Source organism: Anabaena sp. PCC 7938 (assembly GCF_049315035.1).
GTDB classification, from domain to species: Bacteria; Cyanobacteriota; Cyanobacteriia; order Cyanobacteriales; family Nostocaceae; genus Anabaena; species Anabaena cylindrica.
Window position 1 is genome coordinate 332,434 of sequence record NZ_CP186034.1, and the last position, 19,616, is coordinate 352,049.

The window sequence follows — 19,616 nt, forward strand, 5'->3', positions numbered from 1 at the left end:
TTTTTTTGAAATTAGAGCTTACTGAGCAGATCATCGTAGTTTCTTACTTCTAGCATCCTGTTTATTTCATCCACAATGACGACCGTAGGAGAGTAGTTTTTTAACTCTTCTAAAGTAAACTGCCCGTAAGTCATTATAATCAAACGATCACCAATAATGCCTAGACGTGAGGCCGCTCCATTTAACTCAATTGTTCCTGAGTTAGCGGGGGCAGGAATAGCATAAGTAATAAAACGCTTACCATTAGCATTATTTACTACTTGTACTTGTTCGTAAGGTAAAATACCAGCTTGATCTAAAAGAATTTCATCTATGCTGATACTACCCACATAGTGAAGATTTGCCCCCGTGAGGGTACAGTTATGAATCTTAGCCAAAAGGAGAGTGCGCTGCATTTCGTTTTGGGTTTTTCCGTAACAACCGCGAGTAGTTTAAGTCTCTTTAGTTGATTTATAGGTGGTTGTTGAAATTGTAACATCAGTAATTTGTGAGTCAGCGCGGTTGAGTTGGTTAATCCGCTTACAGCTACTGCCAAACCCTTAAGGATCTTGCGGGTTTACTCATATAGCTAGTTTCTCCACCTGGGTGCGACTGACGAATCTGGAGGGTAATTGGTAACAAGTAAACAGCAGGTTATAGGTAACACAGAATAGTATTTATTCCTCGTTTCCTTTTTACTGTCACCCATTACCCATTACCCACCATCTATTTTTTAGCAGCTTTGATGAACTTCTCTACTAAGGGTGCAACCCTGTCTACATCTTGCCAACCAAGAATTTCTGTCACCTTTTTTTCCAAATTTTTATAACTACGGAAAAATTCGGCAATTTCGTCCAGACGGTGGGGCGCTATATCTTTCAAAGATTTTACATGGGCGTAGCGTGGATCTTTGTCGGGAACACAAAGAATTTTTTCGTCGCGATCGCCACCATCAATCATTTCTAAATAACCAATCGGTCTTGCCGGAATGACGCAACCAGGAAAAGTTGGTTCATCCATGATGACCATCCCATCTAGCGGATCGCCATCATCAGCTAAGGTATTGGGTATAAAACCATAGTCGTAAGGATATTGTACGGAAGAAGAAAGTACCCGGTCTAGGGCAAAAGCTTGCAAATCCTTATCAAATTCGTATTTATTTTTACTCCCGCCAGCAATTTCAATCAGAACATTGATCACACCCGGTTTCGGTTGGGCAGGAATAAGAGATAAATCCACAACAAAACTCCTTCGCTAACAGTGAATCAAGGTAGCACGCAGTTCGGCTCCCCGTATCAGATTTTAGGGCAATAGTGGATCTCTTCCCAAGCTATTCATCATAAACCCCAGTTTATAGTACTTTAATACTATTTAAATAGGGAGAGGACTTACGCAAGATGTGGCTGACAACCTGATTATTAAGTAGGGGTAATTCATGTAGCTTGCCCGTTGCAGTATTAACCCTATTTTCGTAATGTTTTGCGTAAAACCTGCCATAAAAAAACGCTGCCAATTTCTAGCAACGCTTTTTCAGTCATTATTTGAGATTTCGCTAGGACTTATTTACCTTTGGGGGTAATTTTGGTCAATACCAGCTAATTTCTCGCTGGTGATATTTTCTGGGGTTTATGTTTATTCTTTATCTCTGGCGAGATGATAGGTTAGCTGTTGCTGATTATTTTGGACATCAGGGGAAGAATAGTGTGAAATTATAAACACAGGTAGGATAAGGGTAATGAGAGCGATCGCAGTTCCCACAATGTCTGCCAAACGTTGGGAATATGTGTCGTGAGAATTGGCAGACGGGCTATTTGAATTCATACAAAATTGTGGTTCTTCATATCACTGTAGTTTTGCTCTCCAAAAAGAGAGTCTCAATACTATTTTAGCTATTTTTCTTCGGTAAAATCTGTAGCTTTAAAGAATTTCATCCAGTTTCAAAAGTGGCACACTCTGTTTTTATACATAGCTATTTTGTTACAAATCAAAGATCAAAGATTTGATGCTTTATTTGGTGACTAATTCTTTTATAAACTTCCTTCCTTCATGTCAGGATTACTTGACTTGGTGATCATGATCACAGCATTATTAATTACCCTGTGTATTTGAATTGATATTTGAGAATCTAGGGAGATTACTCGAATATTCTATCAGTCTAAAACCTGAAAATGCTTGTATTTAGGTTAATCGAGCCGATTTTTTGGAGTTTGATACACCAAAAATTTAGCTAAACCCACTTACAGCATATTTGGTATTTTTGATCGCTCAGATGTAGATACAATCAAAGCTACCAGCATTCCGGAAATCACTGCCATGATTTTTTTTACAAAACATTTCTACGCTGAGAATAAAGTTACTGTGATAAAAATTTGCTACTAATTTTCAGTAATTTTCACTAAAAATATGAACAACTGAAAATTTTATATCGTAGTACTTATGACTAATTTTTTATCAATCTATATATCAGTAGATTATAGCAATTCCCAAGCTCATGAAATACACCCCACCCGCGCTGTCGCGCACCCTCCCCTTACCAAGGGGAGGGTTGGGGAGGGGTAATTTTGTATCTAACTAGAGTGGGAAAGGCTATAAATAAGTTAGCCCCCTTTATTCCCAAAGAAGGAGGCTAAGGAGGTTAGTTTTAGTTAATGCTTTGAAAGGTTAAGGAAACACCAAAAAATAAATTACCCCTAAATAGCTTAACCTTTGCCATAAGCACTCATTGGTTCTTTGATAAATCGGATATAAAGATGTCTAAATGTGGACTTAATCACACGAGGCATGGCAAAATCAATGGGCATTAATTTTTCTGGTAATTGCCAATCTGCGATTTGGAGTAAATCTGGTGATAAATTAGGAAACTCAATATCGCTTAATTCTGGGCAAATTCCTAATCTTTGAGAAGCTGCAACGGTGGGAACTTGTGCAGGTGAAACTTTGAGAATTTCTAACATTGCTCTATCTAAAGCAAACACATTCTCTGATGCTGCTAAAACTTCTAAATTACGAGGTTCTCCGCCACTTGGCCCATTGCCTTCATGACCGATAATACCATCTAAAATAGTTAAAGTGGGATTAATAGCCCTAGCAGTTTCTACCAACATTTCGCCAAATCTTTCAGCATCTTTTCCTGCTTCCATGTGCCACCAGGCTTTCATTTTCCCAGGAACACAACCAAAGAGATTTTTGACTCCTAAAGTTAATGTCAATTGCATATGAGATTTAACTTTAGGTAAATTAATAATCACATCTGCTTCCATTGCTTCTTTAGATAGTAGCAGGTGATTAAAATTGTCGTTGACTGTTTGATAACGTTTACCGTGAAACTCCACAATTGGTAAATTTAATGCTTCTAAAATTGGTAATAAACCATTAGCGATAGCGACACCTTTAGCACTACCAAAAGCAGGACTATCTCCTAAAAATGGCTTACCACCAACGGCAATTACCATTTCGGCAACGGCGCGAACTAATTCTGGGCGCGTGGTACACTCTTTAGTAGGACGAGAACCGGTGAGTAGATTGGGTTTGAGCAAAACGCGATCGCCCTTTTTCACAAAAGCAGCCATTCCCCCATAGGGTTCTAGCAGGGTTTCCAAGGATTCTTTTAAAGCGTCTTGTTCGTAAGATTTAGCCCGAATCAGGCTGACAGATGGTTTTTGTGTTTGCATGGGTAATAATTGCGTTATACTATAACAATATAAACAAGATTTATTAAGTAAGTAGGGTAAGAGATAAATAATATATAGAACTATGTCAACTACAATTACTGATATTGGCGCTCTAATTGATAGCAATCCCAAAATTCACGGGGGTTGCCCTATTATTGCTGGTACTGGCGTAACAGTGAGAAGAATTGCTATTTGGTACAAACAAGGTTACAGCGCGGAAGAAATTTCTGACCAAATAAGTCATTTAACTCTATCACAGGTTTATGCAGCCTTAACTTATTATCATACAAACCGAGAAGAAATTGATGCTGATATTGCAGCAGAAGAGGCAGAAGCTAACCGTATAGAAGCATTACATAAGGCTAGAAAGTTGCAATGAGCCAGATTTGCTTGTATATGGATGAAGATTCCACTGGACGTTCTCTAATGCTGTCTTTGCGAAATCGGGGTGTAGATATAATCACGACTTTGGAAGTAAATCGGCTCAAATATTCGGATGAAGAACAACTTGTATGGGCAAAGTCCCAAAATCGTGTTTTATACAGTTCTAATATTCGGGATTTCTATCGCTTACATACAGCTTTTTTAAACCAAGAACAATCTCATCCGGGCATGATATTAGTGCAGCAGCAACGTTACTCAATTGGAGAAATCGCACGGGGTATTTTAAGGCTGATTGCAGCTAAATCAGCCGAGGATATGGAAAACCAAGTTGAGTTTTTGAGTGATTGGATTGAAGGATAAATGACGATCAGTTTAAATAACTAGTCAAAGACCCTCATTCAGTGGGTATTCTAAAAATTGGCACAGGTATTGTTGATATCAAGTAATTGATCAAGGGAGTAAGGGCATTCTGGTGGAAATTTAACGGAATTTTGAGTTTTAATTTTCACAAAACCTAACGCATCCTTATAAATAGAATTTAATTCTGCTTCTAAATAATTACGAAGATTATTAGTAATTTTGCGTTTTAATTGAGTTCTAAAAGTATAAATTTCTCCTTGCCAGTGAACTGAATTATGCTCGTACTCACTGATCCAATATTGAAGTAGTAATAAATGACGGATAATTTGTTCTAGAAGACTGGCTACAGCATTTTTATCCCTTTTTCCCAAATCTTCTAACTCCTCAATTAAATTATCTAAATCTAATTCTTGAAATTGGTGATTTTTAAGCAATTTGATCGTTTCTTCTAGCCATTGAGAATCATCAATTTCGTAGAGTTGTTTTAAATCGGTAATGGTTTTCATAACTCTGACCTATTGAGAGTATTCTATTTATATAGTAATATGAATTAATTTTTGTGGGGATGATTGCCATAAATTATAAGAATTAAACATTTTTTGAGGGTTTAGCATTGCTAAACCCCTACATCTTTATAAAGGAAGGATCGCACTCATTTGGTCTAAATCTAAGACAGTGGCTAATTCTACTGCTGTCATTAAGCCTTTTTCTATAACTATCTGACGCAGAGATTTACCTGTTTCCAAAGACTCTTTAGCCACAGCAGCAGCATTTAAATAACCGATGTGAGGATTTAAGGCGGTGACTAATGCTAAACTACCTTCGGCGTAAGCTAAACAACGTTCTTGATTAGCCGTAATACCTTGAATACAGCTGGAAGTGAGAGAAGAAATGGTATTACCTAAAATTTCAATGCTGTGAATTAGATTATAGGCAATGAGGGGCATCATTACATTTAATTCTAATTGTCCAGCTTGGGCAGCAAGAGCGATCGCACTATCATACCCCATCACCTGAAAACAGACCATTGAAGTCATCTCTGCCATCACCGGGTTATATTTCCCCGGCATAATTGAAGAACCAGGTTGGACTGGAGGCAATTGAATTTCCTTTAACCCTGTTTTGGGGCCAGAATCCATTAAACGTAGGTCATGGGAGATTTTCACCAAGTCCTGGGCTAAATTCCGCAACGCCCCGGAAACATTCACAAACGCACCCATACTTTGCATAGCAGCCATTAAATGAGGTGCAGGTTCTAGGGGAAATTCTAATAATTGTGAGAGAACTTCTACCACCCGTTGCCGATATTCAGGATGAGTATTCATACCCGTTCCCGCAGCACTACCACCTAAACCCAAAACCATCAAATCCCCAGAAGCAACATAAAGACGGTTTTGGTGTTCTGCGAGAATATAAGCCCAAGCGCGGAAATTTTCACCCAAACGCACAGGTACAGCGTCTTGCAGGTGTGTTCTCCCAGATTTGATGATATCTTGAAATTCGGCCGCTTTTGCTTCTAAAACCGAAATTGCCTCTTCTAAAGCTGGGTGTAGAGTTTGGGTAAGTGCCAATAAACCACCAATGCGAATAGCTGTAGGGATAACATCATTGGTAGACTGGCCATAGTTCACATGATCATTAGGACTAACCCGTTTGTAATTGCCTTTTTCATCCCCAAGAATTTCCAAAGCCCGATTTGCGAGAACTTCATTAACATTCATGTGGTGAGAAGTTCCTGCACCAGCTTGGTAGATATCAACTACAAACTGATCTCGTAACTTACCTGCAAGAATTTCATCAACAGCTTTGATAATAACTTCACTTATATCTGCGGGAATACAACCCAGTTCACCATTGACAATTGCGGTAGCTTTTTTAATATATAAACAAGCATCAACGTAAGTAGGTAAAGGCTTTAAACCGCTAATTGAGAAATTTTCGATAGCGCGTTGGGTTTGGATACCGTAATAAACATGATGAGGGATAGAGCGATCGCCCATCGAGTCCCGTTCAATGCGAAAATCTGTATTGTCAGTCATAGTCTGGTTTGAATAATCTCAAAATAGAGATCATCCCATGCAAGTACACTAAAAGCCTAGTCTAGAAATTATATATTTCGCGTTCAGATGTTGTCGTAGACTCCAAACCACCCCAGACAGCGCTGATATTGTCGGATAGTTCATCCCTCTACGCCCATTCCCAAACTACAATAAGAAGATATATGTCAGTATTTTGATTAATTTGCTCTATGTCAGTTTTAGCAGCGATCGCAGTTTTGGCTATTTTGATTTTGGTACATGAGTTTGGACACTTTATAGCTGCCCGTTCTCAAGGCATTTACGTCAACCGCTTTTCCTTGGGTTTTGGCCCGATTCTTTTAAAGTACCAAGGATCACAAACGGAATATACTATCCGCGCTTTCCCTCTAGGTGGCTTTGTCGGCTTCCCTGATGACGATCCTGATAGCCAAATTCCACCCAACGACCCAAATCTGCTGCGGAACCGTCCAGTTTTAGACCGAGCAATCGTCATTAGTGCTGGAGTAATAGCAAATCTCATATTTGCCTATTTAATGCTGGCTCTGCAATTGGGTATCGTTGGCATACCACAAGAATTTAAGTATCAACCAGGTGTAATTGTCAAACCAGTCAATGAACAATCTATCGCTTACCAAGCCGGTCTGAGAGAAGGAGACATTATACTGGCAGTTAATGGTCAGGAACTCACAGCTGATAGCAGTTCAACTCTGTTGCTCACCAAAGAAATTCAAACCCATCCAAATCAGCAAATTGATCTGAAAGTTCAGCAAAAAAACCAACAAATCCCCCTGAAATTAACTCCTCAAGAAGGTGCTGACGGTAAAGGCTTAGTAGGTATTGAACTAGGCCCCAATGGCAAAGCAGTTTATCGTCGTCCTCAAAATCCTGGGGAGATATTCACCGTTGCCGCTAATCGGTTTCAACAATTATTGGTGGGTACACTCAAAGGCTTTGGACAATTAGCTACCAACTTTCAACAAACCGTTGGGCAAGTTTCCGGCCCAGTGAATATTGTCAAAATAGGCGCAAAATTAGCTGCTGACAATCTTGCTAATTTGTTTTCTTTTGCGGCAATTATCAGCATTAACTTAGCAGTTATCAATATTTTACCTCTACCAGCCTTAGACGGTGGACAACTGGCTTTTCTGCTCATTGAAGGTTTACGCGGTAAGCCTTTACCTATGAAAATTCAAGAAGGTGTGATGCAAACTGGTTTAGTGTTACTCTTAGGATTAGGTATTTTCCTAATTGTTAAAGAAACAACTCAGTTAACATCCCAGTTAGATTGGGTACAAAAATTGTTCCAGTAACTGTGATTAGATCTCGTTTCCCAGTCTCCGGCTGGGAATGCCATGACTGAGGCTCTGCCTCAACTATCCTAAAATTGTTCCAGTAACTGTGATTCCAGAAATTCTCAACCTCTCGTTTATCTCGTTCCCAGTCTCCGGCTGGGAATGCTATTATTGAGGCTCTGCCTCCACTATAGCGGTTCTCGGTTGAGTGAGATACAAGAACCCCACCCCCAACCCCCTCCCCGCAAGCGATGAGGGGCTATGATGTATTTCATTCAAGTGCATACCGCTATATCCTACCAGGCAGATTATAGAATAAGAGAACGAGAAAAACTACAAAATAAATCCAAAATCGTAAATTTAAAATCTAAAATTACTTGACTCGTAAATCATTATCAAAAAAGCAACGCGCTTTAGAAATTCTTTCTCGTCTCCAGCATCTTTATCCAGATGCCACTTGCTCTTTAGACTATTCAACTCCTGTACAATTATTAGTCGCCACTATTCTCTCCGCTCAATGTACAGATGAACGCGTAAATAAAGTTACGCCAGCATTATTTGGGAGATTTCCTGATGCGGAAAATTTAGCTAAAGCAGATTTATTAGAGTTAGAAGAATTAGTTCGTTCGACTGGATTTTATCACAATAAAGCCAAGAATATTCAAGGCGCTTGTCGGATGATTGTGAATGATTTTAACTCTATTGTTCCTAATCAAATGGAACAACTTTTAAAACTTCCAGGAGTAGCACGGAAAACTGCAAATGTAGTCTTAGCTCATGCCTATGGCATCAATGCTGGGGTGACAGTAGATACACACGTAAAGCGATTAAGCCAGCGTTTAGGATTGACTACAAATACTGAACCTGTTGGTATTGAAAAAGATTTAATGAAGTTATTACCCCAACCAGATTGGGAAAATTGGTCAATTCGTTTAATTTATCATGGACGGGCTGTGTGTAAGGCTCGTTCTCCTGGTTGTAATGTTTGTGAATTGGCTGATTTATGTGCTAGGAAGTTATAATTTTATACACATAAGGATTCAGGATACAAAACCGCCGGTCTGCGTAGCGTCTCCGAACTCCGAACTCCTGACTCCTTCTGAGCAATTTCCCTATAATTGTCATGGACATTGTATGATGGGGAATGGTGTCTTTAACTAGATTAGGGAATTCATGGCAAAAAAGAGCATGATTGAGCGCGAGAAAAAACGCGCCAAGATGGTGGAAAAGTATGCTGACAAACGGGAAGCACTATTAGACGAGTTCAAAAGTGCGGAATCTCCCCTAGATAAGCTGGAAATCCACCGCAAAATTCAACAACTACCTCGTAACAGTGCGCCTAGCCGTCGCCGTAATCGTTGCTGGGTTACAGGTCGTCCTAGAGCCGTATATCGTGATTTTGGGCTGTCTCGGAACGTACTGCGGGAATGGGCGCACCAAGGGCTTTTACCTGGTGTTGTTAAGTCTAGCTGGTAATCAATGGTCAGTAGTCATTAGTCATTTACTCTAAACCAATGACCAATGACCAATGACCAAGATAATCATTGACCACAACAACGATCAATTCCCAGGCTTTCTAAGAGTAGATCGCTAACGGCGTTGGCGATCGCAAATTCTCCATAAAAGCTTTTGGAAAAATCGAATGCCTGCATCTCTGTAACAATAGCAATTACCAGAGATCCCAAGTCGTTTTCTCCTTCCATACGTTGTCGCACAAAAATCTGTGCTGCGCGTTGAGCGATTTTTTGATTAATTAATTCAGGAAGAAATTCAGCATCTAGCCACCGCAGCAGTCGCTTTTGCAACCATTCACCTTCCATCTGGGGATTCTCAGACGGTGGTAAAGTAATGGACGAAATTGGCTCAGTCATCTTTGTATATCTTAAATAGATTTTGTTTACCAAGGTAATCTCAGAAGAACTTAGAATCTTGCTGATAATAGCAAGGTGCTTTCGTCTGAGGCTTTTTTTGATGATTTGCTGAACTATGCAATATGATGTCGCCGCTATTATTCGAGGTTATGCTCAAGGTTATTTTCTCATGGCTGACGAGAGCAATGGACTGGGATGGTATGGAAGTAAGGAAAGAACTTTAATTCCTTTGGATGAAAAATTTCGCTACCCCAAGTCCTTACAGCGTGTTCTCAACCAAAACAGGTTTACAGTAGCTATTAACCGCGACTTTCTTGGCGTGGTTGCTGGTTGTGCTAACCGTGAAACAACTTGGATTTCTCCAGAATTACAAAAGATTTACTGGTTACTTTACCAGACAGGTTATGCTTATAGTTTTGAAACTTGGCAAGGTGATCAACTGGCGGGGGGAATTTTAGGAATTGTGATTGGTGGTGTTTTCATTGGTGAATCAATGTTCTACCGCATTCCTGAAGGTTCTAAAGTAGCAATGGTGAAATTGGTAGAAAGGTTGCGCCAAAGGAAATTTATGCTGTTTGACGCGCAAATGATGAATCCCCATTTAGCCAGATTTGGCGCTTATCCTATCAATAATAAAGAATATGATATTTTGCTTCAGCAAGCTTTACAACTTCCTTGTTCCCTAAAGTGAGTATGAAGAGGTGGGAGAATTGTGTTAATTCTCAACTCAGAAGTTTGAGCGATTTTCTGTGACTAGGGTAAGGCTAACCCATGCACCTTTATCGTCATAGCTACGAATTAAGCGTTGGCGTAAATTTGGTTTAATCAGCCACCCTACCTCTAAAAATAACGGTTGACGTAACTGCACTTGTAAGGGGGAAGTTGCAGAAGCGCCATCAGGTAAGAGTAAAACTTGTACCTGCTTTTGGGGATTTTGATCAAAGATGATTATTGAATCTTTTATAGTAGCGGTGGAGGTGATTGTGCGACCATTAAAACTGGTATTTTGAATTAATTTTCCTGCGGCATCCAATTGTAGTTGCAGGGTTGTAGAGTAGGTATTGGGCTTTTGCAAATCTGGATAAATAGTTACTGCTTCACCTTGCCATTCTCCCAACAAGTCATCTATTTGTAAGGTGGGTTTTTCTACTGGTGGTTGAGTTCCCCCTAGATATTCACGAATCAAGGTTATTTTATCTAACTGGCCATTTTTATTAAATAATTGCACCAGGCGTAAACGGCGATTTTCATAAATTAAACCGAGTTCAGCCCCAAATTCTGTAAATGGCGCTAGTTGAATCGAACCTTGGGAAAAAGCGCCATTTTCAAAAAACAACGTACTCTGCGCCAGGGAACTGTATTCTAAAATTAAATCTTCTTGTCCTTGACGGCTGACAACCTGGTGAATAGTCTGATTATTGTTTAACCCTGCCAAGGAAACTACACTAGGGATATTTGCTAATAGTTCCCCTTGAGGTGAATAACGAGCAAATGAACCTTGCCATTCACCGAGATTTTGCAGCAAGCATTCCCATTGTGATGTCATAAAGTAAGTCCTATAATTTAACCAGACCAGAGGCAATATTACGAATTACGAATCACGAATTACGAATTACGAATTACGAATTATTTCAACTCTTAGCAAACCTGCGGACAGCGAATAAGCTACCTATTAAGCCGACAGCTGCACCAAATCCTAAGAGAATCAAAGGCAATAATAAGGTTTGAGAAACAGTTAGTTGTAAACCGTTGCTAATAAATTGAATAAATTCAGGTTGATTGGCTAGTAAGCGATTAATAAATTGTTGGGTGAGGGAAATAAAACTCCAAGCGATCGCACCACCAACTAAACCAAAGGAAATTCCCTGTAAAATAAATGGTAGGTAAATCCAAGCCGAAGTTGCACCCACTAGTTGCATAATTTCAATTTCTCGTCGTCGTGCCATGACGATCAAGCCTATTGTGGTTGTTGTCACAGCGATCGCAGTTGAAGTCAAAATTATAGTAATTGTTAAAGTAATCCAATTTAGCCCCCGGTGCAACTGAGCAATGCGTTTTACGGCTTCGTCTACATACTGCACCACATCAACTCCCTGAAACTTAGCTAACTGTGTCGCTAAACTCGGCACAACTTGCGGATTCAAAGCTTTTACTTTCATTTCATCAACTAGCGGATTATCTCCTAATTGCTGGGTAGCACCATCAATATCAGCAATTCCCAAATCCTTAACTAGCTTCGTCCAAGCTTGTTCTTTGGTAATTACTTGCACCGTCGCTACTTCCGGCATTTGCGCTATTAATGGTTCAATATTAACCGCTTGAATACCAGATTCTAGATAAACCGATAATTCCAACTGACTACCGAACTGATTGAGAAGTCTTTCCACTTGCCAAGAGGTTTGTAGACTTAAGCCGAATAGAAATAGTAACACTGTCACAGTACTCACTGCTGCCCAATTCATCCATCCCCCGCGCAGCAACCCCAGGAAAGTTTCTTTCAGCAGATAGTCTAGTTTGGTGAAAAATTTAAACATCGAAAATTGGTAATTGGTAGTTGGTAGTTGATGATTGGCGATTGATGATTGATGATTGGTAATTGGTAATTGACAATTAAATCATTATTTCCTATTCCCTGTTCCCTATTCCCTCTTAACTGTCACCTGTCACCTGTCACCTGTCACCTATTTCCTCTTAACTGTCACCTGTCACCTATTTCCTGTCACCTAACGATAGAATTGAATAGTAAGACATTCACTATTAAGCCACGAGAATCATGCCCTCTGATATAGCTGTAGAGAAGAAAAAGTTAAAAAATCCACCTTTGAAGCTTCATTATTTAGGCGATCGCGTTTTGCGTCAACCCGCAAAGCGTGTGACAAAAATAGATGATGAACTTCGCCAACTGGTGCGGGAAATGCTGCAAACTATGTACAGCGAAGATGGCATCGGTTTGGCAGCCCCTCAAGTGGGAATTAATAAACAACTCATTGTCATTGATTGTGAACCAGACAAACCAAATACACCTCCACTAGTATTAATCAATCCCGTTATTAAGCAGGTTAGCAGTGAACTCTGCATAGCTCAAGAAGGGTGTTTAAGCATCCCTAAAGTTTATTTAGATGTGAAACGCCCCCAAGTAGTAGAAATCGCCTATAAAGACGAATATGGTCGTCCCAAAACATTAAAAGCTGGTGACTTACTCGGAAGATGTATTTTACACGAAATGGATCACCTCAACGGTGTGGTATTTGTAGATCGTGTAGAAAATTCCTTGACTTTGGCACAGGAGTTATCTAAAAATGGCTTCTCGTATCAAACGGTAAAACCAGTCGTATAGGGTGATCTAGAGCGTGTATTTAACTCCAAAAAGCGGTTTATTTTTAGGTGGTTCTTGTTTTACTGCGATCGCAGCAGTCGGTTCTGTATTTGAACTCAGTTCTGGACAACCAGATTTAGGTGTCCCAACCACAGCCATTATCTTAGCTTTGAGCATTCCTCTCACCGTATTATTTTTTATTGCCGCAGTCAGGGATGCGCGGGCTAACAACTCCAACTAAATAGTTAGGCAAACACAAAGTTGTTATACTTTTGATAAGGGACTTCCAAATAAAAAAATGCACAAAAATTTCTTGTGGTGCGGGCCGAAAAGCCCGCAAATTATCAAAGACGGGCAGGATGCCCATCCCACAAGATTGAATAATTTATTTTCTGGTGTTCCCTAAAGCAAAAACCAAGCAAATCAAAATCAAAGCTTGAGATTCAGTACAAAACTTTTCAGAGTAGCCCACCTATTTCCAGGCTGTTGAGAACTTAAAACACCTTCATGTGTGGTGAAAATAATGGAATAGAGCAGTCAAGTTGCTCACAATTTCAACAGTACAATTACGATAAACTGGTGGTTATCCACACTAGCAGCATGAAGCAGAAAGAAATCCTAGCAATGTTATACCTTGTTTAGTTTTGTGCAATTGCTGTAGAACAGCTAACATTAAATAAGCATCAGGTACATAAAAAAGGTAAGAGGATGAAAGAAAAATTTACACTTCACCCTTTTACCTTTTATTTTTTGCCTTTGTATTAATTCATTCACAGCAGATAGCGGATAAATGACGTACATAATCTAAATTCAACGCCAGACACAAGGTAGACGTATATTGCAATACGCTCTCACTACTGCTGATTCCTGAATTATGCTGTAAATAGATTGAAAATTTTGCGATCGCTTCCCGATTTCCCCAATAGAAGAATGCAACAGACTTCTACCCATCTACTCAGACTCTCTCAAGGACATCTCAACCTACTCGCAGCTTGTCCTCGTAAATTCCAGCATACCTATTTAGAACAGATTACCGCACCCACTGACCCCCAACAAGAAGAATATCAAACTTTGGGTAGTCGTTTTCACTTACTCATGCAGCAGCAAGAAATGGGTTTACCAATTAATAACTTTCTCCAAACAGACACTCAACTGCAAAAATGGATGACATCTTTTGCCAAAGTTGCGCCAGAAATATTAACACCTGATATTGATAACCAAACTTTCCACGACAGTGAACACTATCGGATTTTGCAAATTCAAGATTACCTATTTACAGTTATCTATGATTTATTAATTGCAGATAATCAAAAAGCACAAATTTTCGATTGGAAAACCTATCCCCAACCACCAAATAAAAGTTCCTTAGCTAAAAATTGGCAAACACGTCTTTATATGTATGTTCTAGCAGAAACTAGTGAATATTTACCCGAAAATATATCCATGACTTATTGGTTTGTTCAAACTCAGGGCAAACCTAAAAGTATTCAGTTTAACTACGACACTCAACAACACCAACAAACACAACAAGAATTAAATCAACTATTGAATAATTTAACCAATTGGTTAGAACAATATCACCAAAATCAGCCATTTCCCCACAAACCAGCGTCTAAAAAATCTTGTGAAACTTGTCAATATGCTTTCCTTTGTTACAATCAAACAAATAATCCATTAGCAATAAATTCTAACAATTTACCAAATATTGATCAGATCCAAGAAGTATCAATGTAAGAATTTAGGTGTCAGGAGTCAGGAGTCAGGAGTCAGGAGAAAGAAGAAATAAGGAGGAAGAAATAAGAAGAATATTTTTCTCTTCTGTTCCCTGATATATCAAACATTCTGTATTCTGTATATTGCATCTAACTTTAGATTTTCATTTAAATTATTATTAATTACAACATCAGCAATAAATATGAAAGCCTTTGATGAAACTGACACAATTTATGTCCGTGAAATAGGAATTGATGATATAGCTCCAGTTTATCACTTAGGTGAAGAGCTATTTACCAGTGATTTATATCCTTATTTATACCGCACCTGGGATGAATGGGAAGTGATTGGACTTTATAACACAGATCCAGAATATTGCATCATTGCAGAAACAGATAGCGAACTAGCAGGATTTATTTTAGGAACAATTATTAGTAAATCATCTTGGACTTATGGCTACATTTTGTGGTTAGGAGTAAATCCCAAATTTCAACGTCAGGGAGTAGCAGATAAATTAGTTGATAAAGTTGTAGCACGAATGATTGAAGATGGAGCGCGGTTTATGTTAGTAGATACAGATCCTACGAATATACCAGCAGTGAAATTTTTCAACCGTAAAGGCTTTGGTAACATCCGCCAACATATATTCTTATCAATGAATTTGAGTAAGCATCCATATTATGGCAGACTGATAGATTATGAACATCAAAAAGCAGAAAGAGCCGGTTATAGGCGCACACGTCCTACTGTTCGTTCTCGTAAATCAGAAGGAATACCTGGTGAAGTAGCTATCAATCCCTTGGTGAATGAATTACCAACAGATTTAATCATTAATGATGAATGATTTTTGGTTAGGAGTGAGAAAGCAAATGTGGAGAATCACTAATTACCTATTACCAATTACCTAGAATGATCATAAATTAAGATGTGAACACCCCTTTTTTGTCTTCCTCTGCGTTCTCTGCGTCTCTGCGGTTTGTTAACAAATACCGTGATGCCTCCGGCACACTACGTGAACACAACTCAAATAAGATTGCTATATTACCTTTTAATTTTTTTAATTAAATGCAGTGGATTTTAACAGCAACTGAACAACCCCCTTCGTGCTTCATTCAAGCAGTGAAACAATACACACCTCTGTCAAGTGGAGTTTTTGCCGCCCAATTGCTTTGGCAAAGAGGGATAAAAAATGAATTACAATTAGCCGCATTTGCTAATTTTCAAAAATATCAACCAGCTAGTCCCTTTGAATTTGGAACAGAAATGCATTTGGCAGTAAAACGCCTTAAAGATGCAGGAGAAAAAGGTGAAAAAGTTGCTATTTGGGGAGACTTTGACGCAGACGGTATTACTTCGACTTCTGTATTGTGGGATGGTTTAGGACAATTTTTTATTCAAAATAAGCAATTAACTTATTACATTCCTAATCGCTTAAAAGAATCTCACGGACTGAATCAAGCAGGAATTGATAATTTAGCTGAACAAGGTTGCAAATTAATCGTAACTTGTGATACTGGCAGCACAAATATTGATGAAATTATTTATGCTCAACAATTAGGTATAGATGTCATCGTTACAGACCATCATACCTTACCCCTCGAACGTCCTCCAGTCAGTGCAATTATCAACCCACGTTATTTACCAAAAGAACATCCTTTATTTCATCTTTCTGGGGTTGCGGTGGCTTATAAATTGGTAGAAGCACTGTATGAAACTTTACCTGATATACCGCAGCATCCATTAACTGATTTATTAGATTTAGTTGCAGTCGGATTAATTGCCGATTTAGTGCAGTTAAGTGGTGATTGTCGTTATTTAGCCCAGTTAGGGATTCAACAACTCCAAGCAGATTATAAAAAACCAGTTACAGAACGAAGAAGACCAGGAGTAGGGCGATTATTGGAATTATGCCAGAAAAATGGCGATCGCCCCACAGATATTTCTTTCGGTCTTGGCCCCCGTATTAACGCCGTTAGTCGCATTCATGGTGATGCTACATTCTGCGTAGAATTACTAACAAGTCGGGATATTCAACGTTGCCAGCAACTGGCAGAAGAAACAGAATTAGCTAACAGCCGACGCAAGTCATTACAGAAAGATGTACAGAATCAAGTATTTAAAAAACTCTCACAATTAGATTTATCAACTACTAGTGTAATTGTTTTAGAAGACCCTCAATGGCCTAGTGGTGTTTTAGGTTTAGTTGCAGGTCAAGTTGCCCAAGAAACTGGTCGTCCCACGATTTTATTAAGTACAGAAAGTGGAGAATCCCAGCCAATTTTTGCACGGGGTTCGGCTCGTTCAATTAATGCCGTAGATTTATATCAACTAGTTAAAGAACAAGCACATTTATTACATCGTTTTGGTGGACATCCCTTTGCAGCAGGTTTAAGTTTATTAGTTGAAAATATTCCTTTATTTACAGATGCAATTAACCAAAAATTACGGCAATCTTTAGGAGGAATGAATCTCGCACCCACAGTAACAGCAGATTTAGAAGTAAAAGTTGCAGATTTAGGAAAAGAATTATTTTTAGAACTCAAAGTTTTAGAACCATGCGGAATGGGAAATCCAATTCCCAAACTATTAATTAAAAATTGTTGGTTTGAAAATTCTTGGCATCGCAATCAGCAAGATTTACAGGGTAAAAAAATACAGTATATTAAAACAGAGTTTGATATTCGGGATGATTCTACTCACAACCCTTTTCCTGGTATTTGGTGGGGACACTATAAAGATGAATTACCTCTAGGTAGATGTGATTGTATTGCCGAAATAGATTACAACAGCTATAAAAAACGCTATGAAATTAGATTAGTTGCTGTCCGTCCCAGTGTTGAAGCAGAAGTAAAAACTCAAAACTTAGCGATGATTCTAGACTGGCGAAATCAGGACTATTCCGAGAAAAACTCAGTCCTGAAGATTCCACATATTCCAACAAGTTGGGATGATTTACGCGCATGGTTTAGAAAGTCACTTTATAATCAGCAACAACTAGCCTTAGCTTGGTCAAAACCTCAAAACTCTGAACCCAAAGATATCTGGTTCACTTTAGTAGGAATTGCTAAATACCTCAGTCGTACAAATCAACCTGTTACTCGCATCCAACTTTTAGAAAAACTGGGTATCAGCGATAAGAGTTTACATTTAGGATTTCAAGCTTTAAAGTATTTAGGATTTACAGTTCAACGACAAGATCGTTCTTTGCAAATTACCTGGAATGCAGAAACGAGTAACGAAACCAATGCTGATACTGTGATTAACCAATTTCTAGCCGCAGTCCGCGAAGAACAATTTCAACAAGAATATTTTACCAACGTACCTTTATCTATTATTCAAGCGATGATCACCTTTGATAGTCTCCTTTGAGAATAGCAAGATACAATAAATTCACCTACCTGTAATATTTGCAGTTATGGTTAACACTTCTTTAAAAATCGCTAGTAATTACCCTAACCACTTTCCAAATCGGAAAATAGCAATCGCTTGAATAGCGTTATTGATATTCTTCTGGATTTTACTTTTCCATAGCTTGTCGTACTACTTCGATGTTTAATTCTAGTGCTTCCGCAATTTGTTCTACACTCAACCCCATTTTCAAAAGACGAGGTATCGTTTCTAGTTTAGTTTTTAGCTCAGTTTCTTCCTGCACTTCTTGATAAAATCGAGTTTGTCGCCATTCTGTTAATCCAAACATCGTTTCTAACTCCTGACGGCTATAGGTGGAAAACTTGTAAATGAGCATTATTTCTACTAATTCTAAAAGATAACGACCGTTGGCCGCATCTGCTTGTTGTACTAAATTAACTAAACTTCTTGCTGTTTGTACTGCTTCATCTTCTGGTGCAACTACTAATTGAATAATTCCTAAACCAATTGAAGATGATGTATCTGTGATTTCATCTAAATAAACTACATGAATTTTTCCCGCAGCTAGTGAAGTTTGATATGCAAAGGGAATACCAGGATCACGTTTAGCATCCTGTCTAGAGATGTGTGTACACCGTAGCCCTTACCAAGGGGAGGGTTGGGGAGGTTTTTCCAGCAGTTCAAATAAAACGCTGGGGAGATTTTCCCCCACATTCCCCTGATGTTCACACTGAAAACCACGCTGCTGCCAAGCTTGTATATCTACATCTACTAGTTTTGTTACCTGTGAGCATTGAGGCTGAATGACTTGACTGAACAGCGCCCAAAACAAACTACGAATAACATCTAATATGGTTTTTATCCAAGATTCTCGATTACCAGGAATACCAATTTCCTTAACTGCTTCTGGTTCTACCCAAATGCCATGAGCGCCTAAGATAATCTGTGCCATCAACTTGGCTCGGAAAATATGCGTACCTGAAGTAATCAATTTTACTTTTCTTACTCCCCAACTTCTCAAAATTGGTATGCCATAATAAAAATTCTCAAAGGTGGAATTAGCGCAATTCTCCAACCAGACTTTTTCTAAATCTGCCGCTTCCCGCTGAAAAATCAGCAAAATACAGGGATCTAGTGAACCATGAGAAATTAAGATCGGGATTTGGGGATACTGTTTTGCTAGTTGGGCTACATAAATCTCCCTGCGAATGCTGCCCCCCAGCACCAAAAAAGCATCTATCGGCTGTGAGGAAGCAGAAACTAAGGTTATAGTAGTGAAAGTCAACCAAATACCCAAGATCAAGCACAAAGCAACAGCAATACTTTGTAACAACCGCCTAAATTTTCTCAATCTGTTCTTCAAGTAAATTGATGAATTGATGATAGATTTGTGATTCATAACATAGAAAATAAAAGCTTTGTTGTCTAATATTGATAAATACTGCCATCAAGTCAACAAAGTGCTATCTTAGAAAAAGAATTTAGGGTGTAAAGATGGTCTTGTGACTAGTGTCACATTCATCCTGTGGTTGTTTTTACGTAAAAATAGAAAAATCCAAGAGATTATTCTTAGTAAAAAGACAGTAATTTCCACATCATTTACAAGGAAAAAAATGATGAAT

At 38.8% G+C, this 19,616-nt stretch carries 22 protein-coding genes; 11 read left to right on the top strand and 11 right to left on the bottom strand.

What is annotated here, in order from left to right; translation table 11 throughout:
- Positions 1–11: 11 nt before the first annotated feature.
- From panD to ACOWPH_RS01625, 4 genes are all read right to left on the bottom strand, one after another.
- Positions 12–395 (bottom strand): aspartate 1-decarboxylase, encoded by a 384-nt coding sequence (panD, locus tag ACOWPH_RS01610; RefSeq protein WP_015213674.1) that lies wholly within the window; start codon positions 393–395, stop codon positions 12–14.
- Positions 396–705: 310 nt separating this feature from the next.
- Positions 706–1,218 carry an inorganic diphosphatase gene (locus tag ACOWPH_RS01615; protein ID WP_015213675.1) on the bottom strand — a complete coding sequence of 171 codons (513 nt, stop codon included), beginning with the start codon at positions 1,216–1,218 and terminating at the stop codon, positions 706–708.
- 393 nt (positions 1,219–1,611) lie between these two features.
- Entirely contained in the window at positions 1,612–1,800 is a 189-nt protein-coding gene (locus ACOWPH_RS01620; RefSeq protein ID WP_015213676.1) for a hypothetical protein, read from the bottom strand.
- A gap of 878 nt (positions 1,801–2,678) precedes the next feature.
- Entirely contained in the window at positions 2,679–3,650 is a 972-nt protein-coding gene (locus tag ACOWPH_RS01625) for a DUF362 domain-containing protein (protein WP_015213677.1), read from the bottom strand.
- Positions 3,651–3,732: 82 nt separating this feature from the next.
- Here ACOWPH_RS01625 and ACOWPH_RS01630 point away from each other — a divergent pair, with 82 nt between their 5' ends.
- Together ACOWPH_RS01630 and ACOWPH_RS01635 are read left to right on the top strand one after the other, a co-directional pair.
- A complete protein-coding gene (locus ACOWPH_RS01630) occupies positions 3,733–4,029 on the top strand; it encodes a DUF433 domain-containing protein (protein WP_015213678.1) in 297 nt (98 codons plus the stop codon).
- Positions 4,026–4,394, top strand: coding sequence for a DUF5615 family PIN-like protein (locus ACOWPH_RS01635; RefSeq protein WP_015213679.1), 369 nt, complete (start codon positions 4,026–4,028; stop codon positions 4,392–4,394). The genes ACOWPH_RS01630 and ACOWPH_RS01635 overlap by 4 nt, the downstream gene beginning before the upstream one ends.
- Positions 4,395–4,444: 50 nt before the next feature.
- Here ACOWPH_RS01635 and ACOWPH_RS01640 read toward each other — a convergent pair whose 3' ends face one another.
- Together ACOWPH_RS01640 and ACOWPH_RS01645 are read right to left on the bottom strand one after the other, a co-directional pair.
- Entirely contained in the window at positions 4,445–4,900 is a 456-nt protein-coding gene (locus ACOWPH_RS01640) for a DUF29 domain-containing protein (RefSeq protein WP_015213680.1), read from the bottom strand.
- Between the two features lie 126 nt (positions 4,901–5,026).
- On the bottom strand, positions 5,027–6,433 hold the full coding sequence (locus ACOWPH_RS01645) for an aspartate ammonia-lyase (protein ID WP_015213681.1): 1,407 nt from the start codon (positions 6,431–6,433) through the stop codon (positions 5,027–5,029).
- A gap of 209 nt (positions 6,434–6,642) precedes the next feature.
- Between ACOWPH_RS01645 and rseP the strand changes: the two genes are divergently transcribed.
- From rseP to rpsN, 3 genes are all read left to right on the top strand, one after another.
- On the top strand, positions 6,643–7,743 hold the full coding sequence (rseP, locus tag ACOWPH_RS01650; RefSeq protein WP_015213682.1) for an RIP metalloprotease RseP: 1,101 nt from the start codon (positions 6,643–6,645) through the stop codon (positions 7,741–7,743).
- 359 nt (positions 7,744–8,102) lie between these two features.
- Entirely contained in the window at positions 8,103–8,747 is a 645-nt protein-coding gene (gene nth, locus ACOWPH_RS01655; protein WP_015213684.1) for an endonuclease III, read from the top strand.
- Positions 8,748–8,898: 151 nt separating this feature from the next.
- Positions 8,899–9,201, top strand: coding sequence for a 30S ribosomal protein S14 (gene rpsN / locus ACOWPH_RS01660; protein ID WP_015213685.1), 303 nt, complete (start codon positions 8,899–8,901; stop codon positions 9,199–9,201).
- A 65-nt stretch (positions 9,202–9,266) separates the two neighbouring features.
- Here rpsN and ACOWPH_RS01665 read toward each other — a convergent pair whose 3' ends face one another.
- Positions 9,267–9,596: a hypothetical protein gene (locus ACOWPH_RS01665; RefSeq protein ID WP_015213686.1), complete on the bottom strand. Its 330-nt coding sequence runs from the start codon at positions 9,594–9,596 to the stop codon at positions 9,267–9,269.
- A gap of 115 nt (positions 9,597–9,711) precedes the next feature.
- Here ACOWPH_RS01665 and aat point away from each other — a divergent pair, with 115 nt between their 5' ends.
- Positions 9,712–10,287, top strand: coding sequence for a leucyl/phenylalanyl-tRNA--protein transferase (gene aat, locus ACOWPH_RS01670; protein WP_015213687.1), 576 nt, complete (start codon positions 9,712–9,714; stop codon positions 10,285–10,287).
- Between the two features lie 36 nt (positions 10,288–10,323).
- Here the strand turns inward: aat and ACOWPH_RS01675 are convergent, their stop codons facing one another.
- Entirely contained in the window at positions 10,324–11,142 is an 819-nt protein-coding gene (locus ACOWPH_RS01675; RefSeq protein ID WP_015213688.1) for a DUF3598 family protein, read from the bottom strand.
- 85 nt (positions 11,143–11,227) lie between these two features.
- Entirely contained in the window at positions 11,228–12,130 is a 903-nt protein-coding gene (locus ACOWPH_RS01680) for a cell division protein FtsX (RefSeq protein ID WP_015213689.1), read from the bottom strand.
- A gap of 239 nt (positions 12,131–12,369) precedes the next feature.
- On the opposite strand from ACOWPH_RS01680, the gene def reads away from it, so the two are divergent.
- The 5 genes from def (at position 12,370) to recJ (ending at position 17,994) form a co-directional block, all read left to right on the top strand.
- Positions 12,370–12,933, top strand: coding sequence for a peptide deformylase (gene def, locus ACOWPH_RS01685; protein WP_015213690.1), 564 nt, complete (start codon positions 12,370–12,372; stop codon positions 12,931–12,933).
- Positions 12,934–12,946: 13 nt separating this feature from the next.
- Positions 12,947–13,153, top strand: a complete 207-nt coding sequence (locus ACOWPH_RS01690) for a hypothetical protein (protein ID WP_015213691.1) — start codon at positions 12,947–12,949, stop codon at positions 13,151–13,153.
- 689 nt (positions 13,154–13,842) lie between these two features.
- Positions 13,843–14,646 (top strand): PD-(D/E)XK nuclease family protein, encoded by an 804-nt coding sequence (locus tag ACOWPH_RS01695; RefSeq protein ID WP_015213692.1) that lies wholly within the window; start codon positions 13,843–13,845, stop codon positions 14,644–14,646.
- A 181-nt stretch (positions 14,647–14,827) separates the two neighbouring features.
- Complete coding sequence (locus tag ACOWPH_RS01700; protein WP_015213693.1) at positions 14,828–15,469, top strand: GNAT family N-acetyltransferase; 642 nt, start codon at positions 14,828–14,830, stop codon at positions 15,467–15,469.
- A gap of 221 nt (positions 15,470–15,690) precedes the next feature.
- Complete coding sequence (recJ, locus tag ACOWPH_RS01705; RefSeq protein ID WP_015213694.1) at positions 15,691–17,994, top strand: single-stranded-DNA-specific exonuclease RecJ; 2,304 nt, start codon at positions 15,691–15,693, stop codon at positions 17,992–17,994.
- A gap of 148 nt (positions 17,995–18,142) precedes the next feature.
- Here the strand turns inward: recJ and ACOWPH_RS01710 are convergent, their stop codons facing one another.
- Positions 18,143–18,619, bottom strand: a complete 477-nt coding sequence (locus ACOWPH_RS01710; RefSeq protein ID WP_081593670.1) for a DUF2887 domain-containing protein — start codon at positions 18,617–18,619, stop codon at positions 18,143–18,145.
- An 18-nt stretch (positions 18,620–18,637) separates the two neighbouring features.
- Positions 18,638–19,393: a YdcF family protein gene (locus ACOWPH_RS01715; protein WP_015213695.1), complete on the bottom strand. Its 756-nt coding sequence runs from the start codon at positions 19,391–19,393 to the stop codon at positions 18,638–18,640.
- Between the last annotated feature and the right edge of the window lie 223 nt (positions 19,394–19,616).

Coding starts and splice junctions, on each gene's coding strand:
- panD (WP_015213674.1), bottom strand. CDS start 395: ATGCAGCGCACTCTCCTTTTGGCTAAGATTCATAACTGTACCCTCACG.
- ACOWPH_RS01620 (WP_015213676.1), bottom strand. CDS start 1,800: ATGAATTCAAATAGCCCGTCTGCCAATTCTCACGACACATATTCCCAA.
- ACOWPH_RS01625 (WP_015213677.1), bottom strand. CDS start 3,650: ATGCAAACACAAAAACCATCTGTCAGCCTGATTCGGGCTAAATCTTAC.
- ACOWPH_RS01630 (WP_015213678.1), top strand. CDS start 3,733: ATGTCAACTACAATTACTGATATTGGCGCTCTAATTGATAGCAATCCC.
- ACOWPH_RS01635 (WP_015213679.1), top strand. CDS start 4,026: ATGAGCCAGATTTGCTTGTATATGGATGAAGATTCCACTGGACGTTCT.
- ACOWPH_RS01640 (WP_015213680.1), bottom strand. CDS start 4,900: ATGAAAACCATTACCGATTTAAAACAACTCTACGAAATTGATGATTCT.
- ACOWPH_RS01645 (WP_015213681.1), bottom strand. CDS start 6,433: ATGACTGACAATACAGATTTTCGCATTGAACGGGACTCGATGGGCGAT.
- rseP (WP_015213682.1), top strand. CDS start 6,643: ATGTCAGTTTTAGCAGCGATCGCAGTTTTGGCTATTTTGATTTTGGTA.
- rpsN (WP_015213685.1), top strand. CDS start 8,899: ATGGCAAAAAAGAGCATGATTGAGCGCGAGAAAAAACGCGCCAAGATG.
- ACOWPH_RS01665 (WP_015213686.1), bottom strand. CDS start 9,596: ATGACTGAGCCAATTTCGTCCATTACTTTACCACCGTCTGAGAATCCC.
- aat (WP_015213687.1), top strand. CDS start 9,712: ATGCAATATGATGTCGCCGCTATTATTCGAGGTTATGCTCAAGGTTAT.
- ACOWPH_RS01675 (WP_015213688.1), bottom strand. CDS start 11,142: ATGACATCACAATGGGAATGCTTGCTGCAAAATCTCGGTGAATGGCAA.
- ACOWPH_RS01680 (WP_015213689.1), bottom strand. CDS start 12,130: ATGTTTAAATTTTTCACCAAACTAGACTATCTGCTGAAAGAAACTTTC.
- def (WP_015213690.1), top strand. CDS start 12,370: ATGCCCTCTGATATAGCTGTAGAGAAGAAAAAGTTAAAAAATCCACCT.
- ACOWPH_RS01695 (WP_015213692.1), top strand. CDS start 13,843: ATGCAACAGACTTCTACCCATCTACTCAGACTCTCTCAAGGACATCTC.
- ACOWPH_RS01700 (WP_015213693.1), top strand. CDS start 14,828: ATGAAAGCCTTTGATGAAACTGACACAATTTATGTCCGTGAAATAGGA.
- recJ (WP_015213694.1), top strand. CDS start 15,691: ATGCAGTGGATTTTAACAGCAACTGAACAACCCCCTTCGTGCTTCATT.
- ACOWPH_RS01715 (WP_015213695.1), bottom strand. CDS start 19,393: ATGAATCACAAATCTATCATCAATTCATCAATTTACTTGAAGAACAGA.